At 39.5% G+C, this 19,801-nt stretch carries 15 protein-coding genes; 9 read left to right on the forward strand and 6 right to left on the reverse strand.

Annotation, left to right across the window (positions count from 1 at the left end; genetic code table 11):
* Positions 1–185 precede the first annotated feature (185 nt).
* The 4 genes from ppdK to G413_RS0100110 are packed head-to-tail and all read left to right on the forward strand — an operon-like array spanning position 186 to position 4,557.
* Complete coding sequence (ppdK, locus tag G413_RS0100095) at positions 186–2,813, forward strand: pyruvate, phosphate dikinase (protein ID WP_022788918.1); 2,628 nt, start codon at positions 186–188, stop codon at positions 2,811–2,813.
* Between the two features lie 47 nt (positions 2,814–2,860).
* On the forward strand, positions 2,861–3,463 hold the full coding sequence (locus tag G413_RS0100100; RefSeq protein WP_022788919.1) for a sugar O-acetyltransferase: 603 nt from the start codon (positions 2,861–2,863) through the stop codon (positions 3,461–3,463).
* The gene (locus tag G413_RS11615) at positions 3,456–4,022 is read left to right on the forward strand and encodes an NAD(P)H-dependent oxidoreductase (RefSeq protein ID WP_022788920.1); all 567 of its coding nucleotides are present in this window, start codon (positions 3,456–3,458) and stop codon (positions 4,020–4,022) included. The genes G413_RS0100100 and G413_RS11615 overlap by 8 nt, the downstream gene beginning before the upstream one ends.
* Positions 4,000–4,557 (forward strand): YfcE family phosphodiesterase, encoded by a 558-nt coding sequence (locus G413_RS0100110; RefSeq protein WP_022788921.1) that lies wholly within the window; start codon positions 4,000–4,002, stop codon positions 4,555–4,557. Before G413_RS11615 ends, G413_RS0100110 begins: the two co-directional genes overlap by 23 nt.
* 70 nt (positions 4,558–4,627) lie before the next feature.
* On the opposite strand, the gene G413_RS0100115 is transcribed toward G413_RS0100110, so the two are convergent.
* The 4 genes from G413_RS0100115 to G413_RS0100130 all read right to left on the reverse strand — a co-directional run bounded on the left by G413_RS0100115 (position 4,628) and on the right by G413_RS0100130 (position 14,338).
* Positions 4,628–6,082 (reverse strand): glutamate synthase subunit beta, encoded by a 1,455-nt coding sequence (locus tag G413_RS0100115; protein ID WP_022788922.1) that lies wholly within the window; start codon positions 6,080–6,082, stop codon positions 4,628–4,630.
* Positions 6,083–6,091: 9 nt separating this feature from the next.
* Complete coding sequence (gene gltB / locus G413_RS0100120; RefSeq protein ID WP_022788923.1) at positions 6,092–10,573, reverse strand: glutamate synthase large subunit; 4,482 nt, start codon at positions 10,571–10,573, stop codon at positions 6,092–6,094.
* A gap of 12 nt (positions 10,574–10,585) precedes the next feature.
* Positions 10,586–12,169, reverse strand: a complete 1,584-nt coding sequence (gene asnB, locus G413_RS0100125; RefSeq protein WP_022788924.1) for an asparagine synthase B — start codon at positions 12,167–12,169, stop codon at positions 10,586–10,588.
* 72 nt (positions 12,170–12,241) lie between these two features.
* Positions 12,242–14,338: a glutamine synthetase III family protein gene (locus G413_RS0100130; RefSeq protein WP_022788925.1), complete on the reverse strand. Its 2,097-nt coding sequence runs from the start codon at positions 14,336–14,338 to the stop codon at positions 12,242–12,244.
* Positions 14,339–14,556: 218 nt separating this feature from the next.
* Here G413_RS0100130 and G413_RS0100135 point away from each other — a divergent pair, with 218 nt between their 5' ends.
* Genes G413_RS0100135 through ybaK form a run of 3 tightly spaced genes read left to right on the forward strand, consistent with a single transcriptional unit; the run spans position 14,557 to position 16,830 of the window.
* Entirely contained in the window at positions 14,557–15,762 is a 1,206-nt protein-coding gene (locus G413_RS0100135) for a glutamine synthetase family protein (protein WP_022788926.1), read from the forward strand.
* Positions 15,763–15,775: 13 nt separating this feature from the next.
* Positions 15,776–16,351 carry an ANTAR domain-containing response regulator gene (locus G413_RS0100140; RefSeq protein WP_022788927.1) on the forward strand — a complete coding sequence of 192 codons (576 nt, stop codon included), beginning with the start codon at positions 15,776–15,778 and terminating at the stop codon, positions 16,349–16,351.
* Positions 16,348–16,830: a Cys-tRNA(Pro) deacylase gene (ybaK, locus tag G413_RS0100145; protein WP_022788928.1), complete on the forward strand. Its 483-nt coding sequence runs from the start codon at positions 16,348–16,350 to the stop codon at positions 16,828–16,830. Before G413_RS0100140 ends, ybaK begins: the two co-directional genes overlap by 4 nt.
* 32 nt (positions 16,831–16,862) lie before the next feature.
* On the opposite strand, the gene G413_RS0100150 is transcribed toward ybaK, so the two are convergent.
* Both G413_RS0100150 and G413_RS0100155 read right to left on the reverse strand, forming a co-directional pair.
* On the reverse strand, positions 16,863–17,264 hold the full coding sequence (locus G413_RS0100150; protein ID WP_022788929.1) for a hypothetical protein: 402 nt from the start codon (positions 17,262–17,264) through the stop codon (positions 16,863–16,865).
* Positions 17,261–17,692: an RpnC/YadD family protein gene (locus G413_RS0100155; RefSeq protein WP_027968940.1), complete on the reverse strand. Its 432-nt coding sequence runs from the start codon at positions 17,690–17,692 to the stop codon at positions 17,261–17,263. The genes G413_RS0100150 and G413_RS0100155 overlap by 4 nt, the downstream gene beginning before the upstream one ends.
* A 213-nt stretch (positions 17,693–17,905) precedes the next feature.
* Between G413_RS0100155 and G413_RS0100160 the strand changes: the two genes are divergently transcribed.
* Positions 17,906–18,469 (forward strand): TetR/AcrR family transcriptional regulator, encoded by a 564-nt coding sequence (locus tag G413_RS0100160; RefSeq protein ID WP_022788931.1) that lies wholly within the window; start codon positions 17,906–17,908, stop codon positions 18,467–18,469.
* A 10-nt stretch (positions 18,470–18,479) separates the two neighbouring features.
* Positions 18,480–19,781, forward strand: a complete 1,302-nt coding sequence (locus G413_RS0100165; RefSeq protein ID WP_022788932.1) for an alpha-amylase family glycosyl hydrolase — start codon at positions 18,480–18,482, stop codon at positions 19,779–19,781.
* The last annotated feature ends 20 nt before the right edge of the window (positions 19,782–19,801 follow it).

A 19,801-nucleotide genomic window follows, 5' to 3' on the forward strand; every position in this document is an offset into this window, starting at 1 on the left:
GCTTTTTTGTATGAAAAAAAATAAAAAATGTAGAGTATGAAAACAGGAAATGGATAAAGAAATGTCTTTTTACATACGATGTGAATACAGATATTGTGTACATTTTTCTATGTTTTGAAAGAAACTGTGCTATAATAGTGACGTTGAAAACGTTTACATATTGACGTAGTTAGGAGGATTAAATAATGACAACAAAGTACGTGTACCTTTTTCAAGAAGGTGATGCGAATATGCGTGAACTTCTTGGGGGAAAAGGTGCCAATCTTGCGGAGATGAGCAAATTGGGAATGCCTGTCCCGAATGGTTTTACCATCACTACAGAAGCTTGTAACAAATATTATGAAGATGGTGAAACGATAAATGAAGAAATCCAGGCACAAATTATGGAGTATCTGGGAAAGCTGGAAGCAGAAACGGGTAAAAAGTTTGGGGATGCGCAAAATCCTCTATTAGTATCGGTTCGTTCCGGAGCCAGAGCCAGTATGCCTGGTATGATGGATACGATCTTGAACCTGGGAATCAATGATGTCGTTGCCAAAACGATTGCGGATAAATCACAAAACCCTCGTTTTGCCTATGATTCTTATCGACGTTTTATTCAGATGTTTGCCGATGTGGTAAAAGGGTTGAGCAAAAAACGTTTTGAAGAAATCATTGATGAAGTGAAAGTACAAAGAGGAATCAAGGATGATCTGGAACTTACGGCAGAAGACATGATGACTTTGGTTGAGCGTTTTAAAGAATTCTATCAGGCTGAATTACATGAAAGTTTCCCAACGGATCCAAAAACACAGATGATGGAAGCTATTGAGGCGGTATTTAAATCCTGGAATAATGAACGTGCTATTTACTACCGTCGTATGAACGATATCCCTAGCTCCTGGGGAACGGCTGTTAACGTACAGATGATGGTTTTCGGTAATATGGGCGAAGACTGTGGAACCGGTGTTGCCTTTACACGCAGTCCGGCTACCGGCGAAAACAAATTGTTTGGTGAATTTTTGATGAATGCACAGGGAGAAGATGTTGTTGCCGGTGTGCGCACGCCACAATCCATCGATCAATTAAAGGAAGTCAGTCCTACAGCATATGAACAGTTTGTAGATATTTGTTCAAAACTGGAACATCATTATAAGAATATGCAGGATATGGAATTTACCATTGAAGGCGGTAAATTGTTCATGTTGCAGACGCGTAATGGTAAACGTACGGCGCAGGCTGCTTTAAAAATAGCCTGTGATATGGTGGATGAAGGCTTGATCAATGAAGAAGAAGCTTTATTGATGGTAGAACCGCAACAATTAGATGCTCTGCTGCATCCAATGTTTGATCCGGAAGCTTTAAAAAAGGCTACAGCCATTACCAGTGCTTTGCCGGCTAGTCCAGGAGCTGGTTCCGGACAGATTGTCTTTACAGCCGATGAGGCTAAAGAAGAAGCCGATTCTGGAAAGAAAGTGATTTTAGTGCGTTTGGAAACAAGTCCGGAAGATATTGAAGGTATGGCTGTTTCCGAAGGTATCCTGACGGTACGTGGTGGTATGACCAGCCATGCAGCCGTTGTGGCCCGTGGTATGGGAGCTTGTTGTGTCAGCGGTGCCGGTGATATTGAAATGCACGAAGAAGAAGGGTACTTCGTTGTCGGCGGAAAGCGCTATAATCGTGGAGACTGGATTTCAATTGATGGATCTACCGGTAATGTTTATGGAGAAAAAATTGAAACGGTACCAGCAGAAATCAGTGGTAACTTTGAGCGTTTTATGAGTTGGGCAGACAAAGCGCGTACATTGAAAATTCGCACGAATGCAGATACTCCAAGAGATGCCCGTCAGGCCGTTGAATTTGGCGCTGAAGGTATTGGTTTAGTTCGTACTGAACACATGTTCTTTGAAGGTGATAAAATTAAAGCAATTCGTGAAATGATCGTTGCCAAGACTGATGAACAGATGCAGGCCGCATTGAATAAACTGGAACCAATGCAACAAAAAGACTTTGAGGGTATTTATGAAGCTATGGAAGGAAGACCAGTGACAATTCGTTACTTGGATCCACCTTTGCATGAATTTGTTCCAACCGATCCAGAAGATATCAAAGAGCTTGCCAAAGAAATGAACATCTCTTACGATGAATTAGCACAGGTAATTTCTGGATTGCATGAAGTAAACCCGATGATGGGACATCGTGGAAGTCGTCTGGACGTTTCCAATCCAGGTATTGCGCATATGCAGACAGCTGCTGTTATTAAAGCTGCCATCAATGTGAATAAAGCACATCCGGACTGGAACATTGAACCGGAAATCATGCTTCCGTTAATTGGTGATTTAAAAGAATTACAGTATGTAAAGAAAATGGTAACGGAAACAGCCGATCAGATCATTGCCGAAGCTGGTGTAGAATTGACATATCATGTCGGAACGATGATCGAAGTGCCTCGAGCTGCCCTGTTGGCTGATGAATTGGCACAGGAAGCTGAATTCTTCTCCTTTGGTACAAACGACTTAACACAGTTGACTTTTGGCTTCTCACGTGATGATGCCGGTAAATTCTTACCTGAATACTATGATGCCAAAATTTATGAAAACGATCCATTTGCTCGTTTAGACCAGAAAGGTGTCGGAAAATTGATTGAGATGGCTGTGACTTTAGGTCGTCAGACACGTCCGGATATTAAATTAGGTATCTGTGGAGAACATGGTGGAGATCCATCCAGTATTGAATTTGCCAATAAATTGGGATTGAGCTATGTATCTTGTTCACCATATCGTGTACCAATTGCTCGTCTGGCAGCCGCTCAGGCAGCGATTAAGCAGAAATAGCACAAAGAGGTCTTCTGACCTCTTTTTTACTCAAGAAAGGACATTGTATGCAGGAAACAGAAAAGATGAAACAAGGAAAGCTATACAATCCATTTCGATTGGAAAAACCGACATGGAGAGAGCTTCGTCCTTACTTGAAAGCATTTAATGACAGTGCTTACTGGGAAGATAGAAAGCCATTGGAAGAATTATGTAAGAAGTTTAAAAAATCGTATGATGACATTTCTTTGGTACCGCCATTTTATTGTGATCATGGAATCAATATTTCAATTGGAAAACACTTTCAGGGAAATACTGGTATCGTGATTTTAGATGAAGCGGAAGTCATCATTGGAGATGATGTGCTGATTGGCCCCAGAGTTTCCATTTATACAGTTTCGCATCCCATTGATCCTGCCATTCGAAAAATGGATTTGGAATATGCTTCTAGCGTAGTGATTGAAGATGGCGTATGGATTGCCGGCAATGTAATTATTAATCCAGGCGTCACAATTGGGAAAAACAGCATCATTGGCTCTGGCAGTGTTGTCACTAAAGATATACCCAGCCATGTGATTGCGGTTGGAAATCCTTGTCATGTGTTGCGAGAGATTCATGAAGAAGATCATGAATATTGGATGAAGAAATATAAGGAATATCAAAATGAATAACATTTTATACATCAACAGTACAATTTCAAAGCATTCAAGAACAGATGCACTTGCTCGACATTTACTGCATCATTTGCAGGGGAATGTGGAAGAAATATATTTACAAGAGGAAACAAATCTTCATCCTTTAAATCAAAATGGATTGAAAGAAAGAGAAAATGGAACATATCTTACTCAATATGCCAAACAATTTTCGCAAGCGGATATCATAGTGATCGCAGCTCCGTATTATGATTTATCGTTTCCTTCTCTTTTAAAGGTTTATATTGAAATGATATGTTGTCAGGGCGTTACATTTTATTATGACCAGGAAGGGAATTGTCAAAATTGTTGTCGTTGTAAGAAAGTGTACTATGTGACAACTTCCGGAGGTCGTATTTATAAACCGTTTGGTTTTGAATATATTCAGGGTATTTTTTCCTATTTTTTTAGAACAGATGATGTACAACTGATTTGCGCACAGAATTTGGATGTGGCCGAAGATCCCCAACAAATTATTCAAAATACCATAAATGAAATAGATCGGAGATTCACAGATGAAAATCTTACTGGTGAGTGACAGTCATCGTTTTTTGGATCATCTGCCGCGAATCGTTAAAAAATATAAGGGCATGGTAGATTTGATGATTCATTGTGGAGATTCCGCCTTACCAAAAAATGATAAAGTGATGAAGCAGTTTGACATTGCGGTTCGAGGCAATCATGATGAAGATGCATATCCTCCATACGTGATCTACAAAAATATGTGTGTGACACATGGACATTTATATCATATCTATGATGGATATGATGAATTGTTAGCTTTATGTAAAGAGCATCACAGTACGCTATGTTTTCATGGACATACTCATGTACCGATCATTAAGAAAATAGATGGAATTACCTTTGTGAATCCGGGAAGCTTGATGGTCAACCGTGGTTCATATGCTTATGGTACATATGCAATCATCAATCTATTCAATGATATTCAGATTACATTTTATCGTTCCGATAACGATGCGATATGCCAAGATTCCATCTTACAAGAAGGACTGGAACAGCTGGAAGAATTTAAGCGTATATTAAAGAAGTATAGAGGAAATTGTAAGGTATGATAAATATGATGGTTAATATATGATCACAATCGAAAAAGGAGTTAATTCTTTGAAAATTAACTCCTTATTCTTATTCTAAATTAGTATATCCCATTAAATAAGTGTCGATTTCTTTTGCGCATTCTAATCCTTCGTGAATGGCCCATACGACTAAGGATTGTCCTCTATGCGCATCACCGGCCGCAAAGATCTTTGTTTCTTTGGTCTGATAAGAATTAGGTTTCGTCACAAAAGTATTTCTTGGTGACATATCAAGGGCAAACGCTTTTTTTACATCATCTTCTACACCGATAAAACCAGCGGCAATCAACAATAAATCACATGGGATTTTTTGTTCTGATCCTTTGACAAATTCCATTTTCCCATTGGTGAATTGAACTTTGGTTAAAGTGACAGATTTTATCTTATCGTTTTTCACTTCAATTTCTTTGATCGTTCTTTCATAAAGTCTTGGATCTTTTCCAAATACCGCAATGGCCTCTTGTTGTCCATAATCCGTTTTTAAGATTTTAGGCCATTCTGGCCATGGGTTGGAGGCTAGCCGATCTTTGGGTGGCTCAGGCATCATTTCAATCTGTGTGACGGATTTACAGCCCTGACGAATGCTGGTTCCCACACAATCGTTTCCAGTATCACCACCACCTACAATTACAACGTGTTTTCCTTTGGCACTTTCTGTTTTTGAACCTTTGATAAGATGTTTTGTGACATTGGTTAGATAATCGACCGCAAAGTAAATGCCTTTAGTATCTCGATTTTCAAAGACAAGATCTCTTGGCTTTTTAGAGCCGATGCACATGGCAATCGCATCGTATTCTTTTGTCAGTTCTTCTTTTGAAATGTCTATTCCTACATTGACATTACATTGAAACTGAATACCTTCTTCTTCTAAGAGTTGGATTCGTCTTTGAATGATTTCTTTTTCCAATTTCATGTTGGGAATGCCATACATCAATAATCCTCCGGGGGAATCTTCCTTCTCAAAGACAGTTACTTGATGTCCTCTTTGGTTTAGGGCATACGCAACACTGAGTCCGGCAGGGCCGGAGCCGATGACGGCGATTTTTTTATTTGTTCTGACTTCTGGTTTCTGTGCTTTCATCCAATGATTTTTAAAGCCTTCTTCAATAGTGAAGTATTCGTTTTCTTTGATGGTGACAGGATCACTGTCAACACCATTCAAACATGACTTTTCGCAAAGGGCAGGGCAGACACGTCCGGTAAATTCCGGAAAGGGATTTGTTTTCAACAATCTGGATAGTGCCTGCTGCATATGTCCTTTATAAATTTCATCATTCCATTCCGGAATCAAATTGTGTAACGGACAACCGGTTGTCATACCTTTTAATTCAATGCTCGACTGACAGAAAGGAACGCCGCAATTCATACAGCGAGCTCCTTGTTTTTGTCTTTCTGCTATATCCATGTCTTCATGGAATTCCAAAAAGTTTTGAATGCGTTGTAATGCACTAAGTGCAACATTATTTTTACGTTCATATTCTAAGAATCCTGTTGGTTTTCCCATGTTGACCTCCTACTTTTGAAAAGCCATGGTAAAGGCTTTTAATTCTGCTTCTTCTTGATGATACCCTTTGTCCTGTAAATCTTTGATGGATTTCAACATCTTTTTATAGTCGTTTGGAATGATTTTTTTAAAGTGTTGCAGTTCATCATCAAAATGATCCAAAATGTGTCGTGCCACTGCTGAACTTGTTTCTTTATAATGCTCATGCAAGATTTCATACAGTTTTTCTTTATCGGATTTACTAATGATTTCTTCAATGGATACAAGTTCTTTATTCACGTTTTTGTATAAAGCATGATCAACATCCAGAACGTAGGCTACACCACCAGACATACCGGCGGCAAAGTTTTTTCCGGTCTTTCCTAAAACCACGGCATAACCGCCTGTCATATATTCCAGACCGTGATCGCCACAACCTTCGACAATTGCAGTCGCGCCTGAATTTCGTACACAGAAGCGTTCACCGGCTTTTCCGCGGATGAAGGCTTTACCACTGGTTGCACCATACAAGGCGACATTTCCGATAATGACATTTTCTTCGGCTTTAAAAGAGGATGTAGGATCGGGTGCAATCACAAGCTTTCCTCCGGATAATCCTTTACCAAAATAATCGTTGGCATCACCGGTAATCTTTAACGTCAATCCTTTTGGAATGAAGGCACCCAGAGATTGACCGGCACCACCTTTTCCATGTACGACAAAGGTATCTTCCGGTAAGGTATCGCCAAATTGCCTGGTGATCAAAGAACCGAATAAAGTACCGACGCTTCGATCCGTGCTGGATAGATTCACATTAATCGTATGACTGATTTTTGAGTCCATATACGGTTTAAAACCAGGAATCAGTTGAGTAGAATCCAGCGTTGTTTCCAACTTAAAGTCATAGCCATCCCTTGGATCATAATGCACATTTCGATCTTTTCCAATCAGAGAATGTAACTCCAACATAGCTTGTCTTGGTTTTAAATCGTTTCGCATTTGCAGACAATCACTGTGACCAACCATTTCGTCGATGCTTCTAAAGCCTAGGCTTGCCATGATCTCACGTAATTCCTGGGCAATAAACAACATGAAATTCATTACGTATTCTGGTTTTCCTTTAAAGCGTTTACGCAAGGTATCGTTTTGTGTCGCAACACCGAAAGGACAGGTATCTTGATTACAAACACGCATCATCATACATCCCATAGTTACTAATGGTGCAGTCGCAAAGCCAAATTCCTCGGCTCCTAATAAGCAGGCAATGGCTACATCTCTTCCGGTCATCAGTTTACCATCGGTTTCCAGAATAACACGAGAGCGCAGGTGATTGTCAATCAGGCTTTGATGGGTTTCGGCCAATCCCAATTCCCAAGGTAATCCTGCATGGTGAATGCTGGATTGGGGAGCTGCTCCGGTACCACCATCATAACCGGAAATCAATATAACGGTGGCTCCGGCTTTGGCTACACCGCTGGCAATGGTTCCGACACCGGCTTCACTGACAAGCTTAACGCTGATACGTGCCTCTTTATTGGCATTTTTTAAATCATAGATTAACTGTGCAAGATCCTCAATAGAATAAATATCATGATGAGGTGGTGGTGAAATCAAGGTAACACCGGGAGTACTGTAACGCGTCTTGGCAATCCATGGATAGACTTTCTTACCTGGCAGATGTCCACCTTCGCCGGGCTTTGCACCCTGTGCCATTTTGATTTGTATTTCTTTGGCACTGACCAAATAAGCGCTGGTTACGCCAAATCGACCGCTGGCGACCTGCTTGATGGCTGAATTTTTTTCAGTGCCTAAACGTTCCGGCTTTTCACCGCCTTCACCGGAATTAGATTTTCCGTGCAGTCGATTCATCGCAATGGCCATACAAGTATGTGCTTCTTCAGAAATTGAACCATACGACATTGCTCCGGTCTTAAATCGTTTTACGATCTCGGATACGGGTTCGACTTCTTCTAACGAAATCGGTTTTCGATTGGATTTGAATTCCAAAGAGGCTCTTAATGTATGAGGATGTTCCTTGTCATTTACTCGTTTTGTATATTCTTTAAAAAGTTCGTAATCGTTTTCTCGCGTTGCCCTTTGCAGCGTTACGATGGTTTTCGGATCATAGAGATGATCTTCTTTACCTTGCCCACTTCTTAACTTATGGAAACCATAGCTGTCTAACTTGGTATCACAAGAAAGACCTAATGGATCAAAACCATGATCGTGATGAACGATAAGGTCTTCTTCAATTTCTTTTAAGCCGATTCCTCCTACACGCGATACGGTATTGGTGAAGTATTGATCAATCACTTCTTTAGAGATACCGATGGCTTCAAAAATCTGGGCACTTTGGTACGATTGTAGGGTAGAGATTCCCATCTTTGCGGCAATCTTGACGATACCATGAAGTATTGCTTCGTTATAGTCGCGAATCGCAACAGAAGGCTCTTTATCTAAGATGTCTTTTTCAATCATTTCTTCAATGCATTCATGAGCCAGGTAAGGATAAATGGCCGTTGCCCCATAGCCTAATAAACAGGCAAACTGATGAACATCTCTTGGCTCGCCACTCTCTAGGATGATGGATACAGCTGTTCTTTTTTTCGTTTGTACCAAATGATGTTCTAAAGCCGATACTGCCAGCAGACTGGGGATAGCCATATGGCTTTCATCAACGCCTTTATCACTTAAAATTAAAATGTTGGCACCATCTCTATACAAACGATCACATTCGATAAACAGATGATGCAAAGCTTCTTGTAAAGGCATTCCGCGGTAGAACAAAAGGGAAATCGTAGCGCTTTGAAAGCCTTCTTTTTGCAAGTTTCGAATCTTATCCATATCACGGGCATCCAAGATGGGGTTGTTGACTTCTAAAACTTTACAATTCGTACTTTTTTCCTGTAAGAGATTTCCATCGCTTCCGATATACACGGTTGTATCGGTGACAATTTCTTCACGAAGAGAATCAATCGGCGGATTGGTAACCTGAGCAAATAACTGTTTAAAGTAATGGAAGAGTAAAGGATGACGATTACTTAAAACGGCTAATGGAATATCGGTACCCATACTGGCAGTAGGCTCATTGGCGTTTTTTGCCATAGGTAAGATTTCATCCTGGATATCTTCATATGTATAACCAAAGACCTTGTACAGTCGATTGCGTTCTTCCTGTGTGTGCATTTGTGTTTTTTTATCCGGTGCTTTCAGATCTTTTAAATGCAGAAGATGTAAATCCAGCCATTCTCCGTATGGATTTGATGTCGCAAAATGATTTTTGATCTCGATATCGCTATACATCTTTTTAGATTTTGTATCGACCAATACCATTTTTCCCGGTTCCAATCGTGATTTACAGAGGATGTTTTCGGCAGGAATGTCCAATACACCGACTTCACTGGATAAGATCAATAGATTATCTTTGGTGATCATATAACGGGCTGGGCGTAAACCGTTACGATCTAATACAGCACCTACCTGATCGCCATCTGAAAAGAGAATGGCAGCCGGACCATCCCATGGTTCCATCATGGTCGCATAGTAGTGATAAAAATCTTTTTTATGTTCTTCCATAGGTACGTGTTTCCATGGCTCGGGGATCGTAATCATGACAGCTTTAGCCAAAGGCATACCATTCATCATCAAGAATTCCAGCGTATTATCCAACATGGCACTATCGGAGCCTTTGGCATTGATGACTGGCAGGATCTTCTTTAAATTGGCATCCAGAAAGTCAGAAGACATGCTTTCTTCTCTGGCCAGCATTCGATCGACATTGCCGCGAATCGTATTGATTTCTCCATTGTGCGCGATCAGACGATTGGGATGCGCACGCTGCCAGGAAGGGGTTGTATTGGTTGAAAATCGAGAATGCACGATCGCAATAGCACTCTGATAATCTGTATCTTGCAGGTCTTCATAAAATTTACGAAGCTGTCCGACTAAAAACATTCCTTTATAAACAATTGTTCGACTGGAACAGGAGACTACATATGTTTCCGGGCAACTTTTTTCAAATTCACGACGAATCACATATAAAAGCCGATCAAACGCAAAGCCTTTTTCTATACCTTCCGGTTTTTCGATAAAAGCTTGTTCGATATAAGGCATGCAGTCTTTAGCCGATTGTCCTAAGATTTCCGGGTGGCAACAAACGGTACGCCAACCTAATAATCGGGCACCTTCGTTTTTCACAATGGTTTCAAACAGACGTTTGTGTTGATTACGTTTTAATTCCTGCTGGGGAAAGAAAAACATACCAATGCCATATTCTCTTTCTTTTCCAAGGGAAATATTTTCCTGTTTGGCAATCTTTGAAAAGAATCGATGCGATATCTGTAAGAGTACACCAACACCATCGCCGACTTTACCACTGGCATCTTTTCCGGCACGGTGTTCCAGCTTTTCAACAATATGCAGCGCTTTATCCACAACATCATAGCTTTGTTTTCCATCAATTTGCACCACGGTACCGATACCGCAGGCATCATGTTCAAAATTTGGATTCATGTCATTTCCTCCTTATTTTCCACTATCTCCATAATTCGAAAGGACACGAGCACTAGGATCGTCTACATCACAGCCTTTCCAGTCTTTATTCGGCATCCAGAATGCTTTGATCATAGATGCCTGGTTTGGATAGTAGGTTTCAAAAATCTCCCGATACCATAAGGATTCTTTGGTGAAAGGGGGATTGAAAGTATATTGTTTTCGTTTTTCTTCGAATTCCTGATCTGTGTATTTTTGATTGGCCGCTTCTTGTATCGTATCTCTTAACGAATGACCGACTGCATCGGAAAAAGCAGCTTTTTCACGCATTAAGATTGAGTGTGGAAGAATATTATCTTTTTCAAACGCATGGCGTAATAGGTATTTGCCCTTATGATAAGTATTCATTTTTAAAGCCGGGTCGATCTGCATGACATAGCGAACGAATGCCAGATCGCCAAAGGGAACACGTGCTTCCATTGAGTTAGAGCTGATGCATCGATCGGCGCGTAATACATCGTACATGTGGATCTCTTTGATGCGCTTTTCACTTTCTTTTTGAAAGGATGCGGAATCTGGGGCAAAATCTGTATATTTATAACCAAACAGCTCGTCGCTGATCTCTCCGGTCAATAGTACGCGGATGTCTGTATGTTCATGAATATATTGACAAAGCAGATACATACCGATGCTGGCACGAATGGTTGTGATATCATAAGTGGCCAGATGATAGATGACCGTTTCTAAGGCGTTGAGTACATCCTCTTGGGTGATGATGACTTCCGTATGGTTGCTGTGGATCACGTCGGCTACTTCTCTGGCATATTTTAAGTCAATGGCATCTTCTTTCATTCCAATCGCAAATGTCCGAATGGGTTTGGAAAGCAGTTTTTGGCTGATGGCACAGACTAAAGAGGAATCTAAACCACCGCTTAATAAAAATCCAACCGGTGCATCGGCATCCAATCGCTTTTGTATACCTTGTATCAAAAGATCATGAATGTTTTGACAGATGATTTCCAAATCGTCATGAATGTAGGAATCCACTTTGGTCATATCGGCATAACAGACAAACTTTCCATCCTCATAATAGTGTCCCGGTGGAAAAGGGATGATGGTTTTCACAATTCCCATCAGGTTTTTAGGCTCGGAGGCAAATACGATGGCGTTATCTTTGTCATACCCATAATATAAAGGCCGAATACCAATCGGATCACGGGCTGCAATGATACTGTCTCTATTCTCGTCATAAAGAATACAGGCAAATTCCGCATCCAGCTTTTCAAAAAGGGAAACGCCATATTCTTCGTAGAGCGGCAACAGAATTTCACAGTCACTTTCACTTTGAAAGGTATAGCCTTTGTCCTCCAATTCTTTTTTTAGCTTTCGAAAACCATAGATCTCACCATTACATACGATAGCTGAGTTTTTAAAAACAAAAGGCTGCATACCTTCCTGGCTTAATCCCATAATGGCCAATCTTTGAAATCCTAACACACCTTTTTTAAATGGATAGAAACGTGTATCATCGGGTCCACGGGTCTTTGTTTTTTCAAGGGCTTTTTGAAGTACAGAAGGATCGATACCTTCTTTAAAATATCCCATAATTGTGCACATAAATTTCTCCTTCTAATAAGACCATCAAAGCCGGCAGCAGTTGCCGCCGGTTTTGATAAATTATCATGTTGGTTACAGAATGCCAAATAACAGCTTTCCGTAAGTTGGGAATGGCCATACTTTGTCATCTGTCATGGTTTCTAAAACATCGCAAGGCTTTCGTAGTGCATCCATGCATGGCAAGATCGTATCGCGTACAAAGAAGGCCGCTTTTTCAAAATCTTGGATGGTATGCAGAGCATTTGTTTTTTCTTCCAGTTCAGAACAAGCCTGATAGGCTTCTTTTAATAATGCGTTGATCTGTGTCAACATTTCTTTTTCGTAGGTTACATCCATCTGGGCATCCAGCTGACATTTAGATAAGCAGGTATCACTGAGTTCTTTTGAATAGCGAGATACCGCCGGAAGAATTTCTTTTTTTGCCATATTGATCATGGTTAAAGCTTCTATGTTGATGACTTTTGTGTATTCTTCCATGGTAATTTCATAACGTGATTCCATCTCTTCACGATCTAATACTTTTTCGGTTTCAAACAGGCGAATGTTTTCTTCGTGAATGAAATAAGGAAGAGCATCCGGTGTTGTTCGAAGATTCAACAAGCCACGTTTTTTAGCTTTTTCGATCCAGGCATCATCATAACCATTGCCGTTGAAGATGATTCGCTGATGATCTTTCAATGTTTGTTTGATCAGGCTGTGAAGGCTACTTTCAAAATCATCCGCTTTTTCCAGCATATCGGCAAATTCACGCAGGGCATTGGCCACTACAGTATTTAAAACGAAGTTGCAGCCGGAAATAGAAGAACTGGAGCCTGGCATACGGAATTCAAATTTATTTCCTGTAAAGGCAAATGGACTGGTTCGGTTTCGATCGGTCGTATCCATTGGCAGCTTAGGTAATACACAAGCGCCGATCTTCATCAATTTATGTTCTGTGCCATCATAAGGTTTATCATTGATGATAGCTTCTAATACGGCATTTAATTCATCGCCCAGGAAAACAGAAATAATAGCCGGTGGTGCTTCGTTTGCACCTAGGCGATGATCGTTTCCGGCACTGGCAACGCTTAATCGAAGCAAATCCTGATGCTCATCCACAGCTTTGATGATAGCTGATAAGAACAATAAGAACTGTGCATTTTCATAAGGCGTATCACCAGGTTCTAATAAGTTTTTACCGGTGTTGGTTGAAATCGACCAGTTATTGTGTTTACCGGAACCATTGATGCCCTCAAATGGTTTTTCATGAAGCAAAGCCACCATTCCATGTTTTTTGGCAATGCGCTGAATCAGTTCCATGGTAAGCTGATTATGATCAGTGGCGATATTTGTTGTCGAGAAGACCGGAGCCAGCTCATGTTGTGCAGGGGCTACTTCGTTATGTTCTGTCTTTGCCGCAACGCCCAACTTCCAAAGTTCTTCATTTAAGTCATTCATGAAAGACTGTACACGCGATTTGATCGTACCAAAATAGTGATCTTCCATTTCCTGTCCTTTTGGACATGGGGCACCAAATAAAGTACGTCCGGTATAAATCAAATCCTTACGTGTGGCATAGTAGTCTTTATCAACCAGAAAATATTCCTGTTCCGGACCCACTGTGGTTTTGATCGATGTTACATCGGTATTTCCAAACAGCTTTAAGATGCGCAAAGCTTGTGTGTTGATAGCTTCCATACTTCTAAGTAAAGGGGTTTTCTTATCCAGTGCGTGGCCGGTATAGGAACAAAAGGCGGTTGGAATACAAAGTACGTCGTCTTTGATAAAGGCATACGATGTAGGATCCCATGCGGTATAACCACGGGCTTCAAAGGTTGCTCTTAAACCACCGTTAGGAAAACTGGAAGCGTCCGGTTCTCCTTTGATCAATTCTTTTCCGGAAAAGCTCATAATAACTTTTCCGCCATCTACCGGTTCGATAAAACTGTCGTGCTTTTCGGCTGTTACACCAGTCATTGGTTGAAACCAGTGTGTATAGTGGGTTGCTCCCTGTGCAATGGCCCATTCTTTCATGGCATGAGCCACCGCATTGGCAATCTTTGGATTTAACGGTTTTCCTTCCTGAATTGTCTTTTGAAGCTCTTTGTACGTATCGGAAGCTAATCCTTCCTTCATACATTTTTCGTTGAATACTTTGGATCCAAACAGATCCGGAATAGATTTTGCCATGTCGATTCCTCCTTTAAGGCGATAAAATAAAAAAACGGCAAAGCAAAAAGGGAGGAGAAAACTCCTGCTTTTTGGCATCCTTGCCGTTTCTATGTGTATTATTGTAATGCGGGAAATAAAATTGTCAATATAAAAATGTAAAATTATGAAAAATTCTGAAAAGTTTGAAACAAAAAGTAATATGTTGTATAAATAAATGGAAAACAGGAGGTGACTTCATGTATACAAAAGAAGATGTACTTGCCTATGTAAATGAAGAGAACGTAACGTTTATTCGATTGGCATACTTTGATATTTACGGCCATCAAAAAAATATTTCAATCTTACCCGATGAGCTTCCCAGAGCCTTTGCGGAAGGAATCAGCTTTGATGCCAGTGCGATAGCCGGGTTTGGAACCGATATCAAGAGCGATCTATTTTTGATGCCGGATCCTTCTACGTTATCCATTTTGCCATGGCGATCCTTGGATGGCTCGGTCATTCGCATGTATTGCGATATACAATATCCGGATGGAACGCCTTTTGAACTGGATACACGCTATTTATTAAAACAGGCAGAACAGTATGCCAAAGAGCAAAGGATCGAGATTCAGATCGGTACAGAATTCGAGTTCTATTTATTTTTGACAGATGAAAAAGGACAAAACTCTCATATTCCTTTAGATACGGCAAGCTATATGGATATCGCTCCGGAGGATCAGGGCGAAGATGTACGAAAGGATATTTGTTTTACGCTGCAGGAAATGGGGTTACATCCGGAAGCCAGTCATCATGAGGAAGGGCCAGGACAAAACGAGATCGACTTTCGTTACAGTACACCATTGCAGGCAGCGGATGATGCAGCTACCTTTAAATGGGTCGTACGAACGGTCGCAAAGGCCAATGGTTTAATTGCCGATTTTGATCCCAAGCCTTTAAAGGAGCATAGTGGAAACGGTATGCATGTCAATGTATCGGTCAATGATTCTAGTCATTTGGATCAAACACGAGCCTTTATGGCCGGTATTTTATATCGTTTGCCGGAGATTACTTTATTTTTAAATCCCTGTACGGAAAGCTATCAACGATTAGGAGAGCGTAAGGCTCCCAAATTTGTGACATGGTCTTATCAAAACCGATCTCAGGCCATTCGTATTCCGGCCGTACGAAATCAGAAAAAACGAATTGAGCTTCGATCACCGGACTGTACCTCTAATCCTTACTTAGTTTATCTCTTGATTATTTATGCAGGCATCGAGGGTATATTGGAACAAAGAGAACCGGCAGATCCTGTGGATTTAAACTTATATCAGGCATCTACAGAAATAACATCCCATTTAACACCGCTGCCATCCTCACTTGAAGAATCTTCTGCCATCGCAAAAAACAGTGACTTTATTCAACGTGTGCTGCCAAAGGAAATACTAAAGAATTATTTAAAATAAGCGGTACTTAATTATGTCGAATATTCTTGTGGTTACTTCTGTAGAAAGCACACGAAAGGTCATTCAGGAAATCCTGCCGCGAACCATCTATCCATGGATTCAATTTGTATCCTCTGCCATGGATGCCAAGAAACAGCTACGACAAAGACGATATGATCTTTGTATTCTACAGCCACCTTTAAAAGATGAGTTTGGTGTCCGTACAGCCAGAGAAATTGAAGTCGCGTTTTCCATCGGTGTTTTACTGTTAGTGAAAAATGATATTTATGATCAAATTTGTTTTCAGGTAAAGGAACAAGGAATTTTTGTGATGGCATTACCGGCCTCCCGGCAAATGTTACTACAGACGATTGCAAATGGTATGGCTGCACAAATTAAGATACAAGCTTTGACCAGGCAGCTTCAAAAAGAAAAAAAGCGATTACAGGATGAAAAAATCATTTATCGTGCTAAACTGATACTGATCGAAAATTATCACTGGGATGAAAAGAAGACACATTATTACATTGAAAAGCTTGCCATGGATACATCGCAAAAAAAGGTAGATATTGCTCGATCGATCATTGAAGGAGACTTACGATCATCATGAAAAAAATCACAAAGACAAACGCCATGCGTTTATTAGATACAAAGAAGCTGGACTATCAGGTGCATACGTATGAGCATAACGGTAATGAAGCAGTCGATGGTGTCCATGTAGCCGAAATTTTGGGACAAGATGAAAATTGTGTTTTTAAAACGTTGGTGACACAGGCCAATACAAAAGAGTATATTGTATTTATGTTACCGGTTGCCAAGGAACTGGATTTAAAAAAATGTGCAAAAGCCGCCGGTGTAAAATCGGTTGATATGATTCATGTAAAGGACTTGTTATCGATTACAGGTTATATTCGTGGGGGATGTTCACCTTTGGGAATGAAAAAAACATATCGTACTTTCATCGATGAATCTTGTTTACAACAAGAGCATATCTTTTTTAGCGGAGGCAAGATCGGGCTACAAATTGAGATGAAAACAACTGACTTTTTAAATCATTATCCTGTAAATCATGCAGAGTTAACAAAATAAATTAGGAAAGACGCTACAATTGCAGCGTCTTTTTAATGCTTTGAAAGCTTAAGAACCGTATCAAGGCTAAGCCCTGTCATATCGGCTATGAAATTGTGCTGGCAACCTTTAGATAACATATTTTGCGCAATTTCATAAGCTTTATTTGTTAAACCTTTTGAATAACCATTTTCAATACATTCCTGTGCATATTCTTCTAATGCTTTACACATGCTGATAACACTCTCCTTTGTATGATTTTGTATAAACTCTTGATTTAAATTCACAAATACATTGGCATGATAGAAGATATCCTCTTCTACGTTCTCCAGTAAGGAATCTGTATATAAATTTTCCCATTTCTTTTGATTTACATATTGTATGATACGAAAGAACTTCTGTAAATAAAGACACATAAAATCGATAGGATCACTATTGACATCAAACAACTTCATCTCATAATCAAGGTTTCATCTTTGTTCCAGTCGCTTTTATGTATGCACTCATACAAGGTTTTACGATGTTCCCATTTTGATTCGCCCATGTAAAGAGTCAGGGAATAAACCGGATACAACAAATGCAGTTTGGTATTGGTCTTGATCTGTTGATGGATACCGGCATACTTGTAGTTCAAGATGCGAACAGGCATATAGGGATCCTTCTTTCTCTGAAATTCAAGATGGAGAAAGAACTGGTCATCATAAAACATCAACAAATCATTTTCCTTACGAAATCCTAAATCATGATGTGTTTCCTTGTCATAGAGTGAAAGCTTATCTGGATCCAGAAGTAACCTCTTCTTAAAATAGACGGAAGAAAACAGATCGGCAAAATATTGCTTATTGGAAAAGACCTCCTTTAAACAGAGATCATAGGGATTCATTGTCAAAATATCACCTTCCTTTCTTTTTATAAATGAATCCTGAATCAGCACTATTTCTATTCCGGAAAAAATAAGTACTACTATTTAATACGATTAAAAATAAAAAAACTATCAAAAAAATTCAATTTTTTTGTATTGCGATTGAATTGGATTCAAGCTATAATATTTCTGTATTTAGACACGTGTAAAAATATATACATAAGGAAAAATATTATGCGCTACAATTTAGAAAAAAGAAACCGATTCGCAATGCGTACATTGGATGCTTTTTCAAGTACGATGTTTGATCTATTAGAAACAAAAAGCTTTGAAACGATTATGGTTTCTGAGCTTTGTTCTTTAAGTAATTATCCTAGAGCTACCTTTTATAATTATTTTGAAGATAAATATGATCTATTGGAGTATTGTTGGGATATTTTAAAATCAAAGGTTCGTTTGTATGATTTTAAAGATTTGGAAACGGATCATCGAATCTATGAAGTGTTTGGTCGTATTTACGATTTTTTTGAACAGCGGCAAGAACGACTGTTTCGCATACTGGTACATAATTCTCTGGAAGGAGAACTTTATACAAGATTTAAACAGTATGTGAAGGTACAGATTTTGGAAATTATGGATACGATTGATTTTTCAGATCATAATGGGCTGCCAAATCGATTATGGGCGGAGCATTATTGTAACACGATTCTTTTGGTGTTGGAGCATAGTTTTTTAAAGGAACAAAGAATTGATAAGGAGACAGCTGTTTCGTATTTAAGAATACTGCTGCAGAAATAGGAGAGAGAATATGTGGACTGATAGAAGTGTATTTTATCAAATCTATCCGTTAGGAGCTTTTGGCTGTCCTTTTGAAAATGACTTTCAATCAAAAAGCCGAATTTTACGTATGAAAGACTGGATACCGCATTTAAAGAAGCTGGGTGTAGATTGTATCTTGTTCAATCCTGTGTTTGAAAGTCATACACACGGCTATGATACGATTGATTATAAGAAATTGGATAGTCGATTGGGAACGAATGAAGATTTCGCATTTGTATGTAAACTATTACATGAGAATGGGATTCGTGTTGTACTGGATGGTGTATTTAATCATGTAGGCAGAGGCTTCTTTGCGTTTCAGGATGTTTTGATGAATCGTGAAAACTCTTCCTATAAAGATTGGTTTTATATCAATTTCTGGGAGAATAATAATTACGACGATCATTTAAGCTATCAAAATTGGGAAGGGAATAATAACCTTGTGAAATTGAATCTTCAAAATTATGAAGTTGTGCAATATCTACTGGATGTGATTTTCTTTTGGAAAAATGAGTTTCAAATTGATGGTTTACGCTTAGATGTAGCTTATTGTCTGGATCGAGAATTTTTAAAAACATTGCATAGGACTTGTAAGGAAATAGATCCTTCCTTTTTCTTGTTGGGAGAAACCTTACATGGTGATTACAATCAATGGGTCAATGCGGAAATGTTGGATAGTTGCACTAACTATGAATGTTATAAAGGATTGTATTCTAGTTTTAACAGTGCCAACTTATTTGAGATCCTTCATTCACTTCATCGTCAATTTGGTAAAGATAACTGGTGCTTGTATCAAGGTAAGCACTTATTGAGCTTTGTGGATAATCATGATGTAGAGCGTATCGCATCCCAGCTTGTTCATAAAGAACATCTGTCATTGATCTATACGATGTTATTTACGATGCCGGGCATACCGTGTTTATATTACGGAAGTGAATGGGGTATCGAAGGAAAGAAAAATTGGAACGATACCGAATTAAGACCGGAGATTTCACATTTGGAATGGAATACATTAACGGACCATATACAGAAGCTGATTTTGATCAAGCATGAACATGATGCACTTCATCAATGCGATTATCAACAGATTTATCTGACGAATACAGCCTGTATTTATCAAATGAAAAGTGAAAAAGAAACACTTTGGATTTGCATCAATATGAATCCGGACAATGTAGAAGTACCAATTGATTATCGGGGGCAGGCGAATAATTTGCTTACCCAAAGTCAGGTGGATATAAATGGGGTACTTTACTTAGAACCTAATTCATCGATGATCTTACAAATTTAAAAAAAAGAGGGTTGCCGCTA

It is taken from the genome of Faecalicoccus pleomorphus DSM 20574, from assembly GCF_000420345.1.
In the GTDB taxonomy this organism is placed as follows: domain Bacteria; phylum Bacillota_I; class Bacilli_A; order Erysipelotrichales; family Erysipelotrichaceae; genus Faecalicoccus; species Faecalicoccus pleomorphus.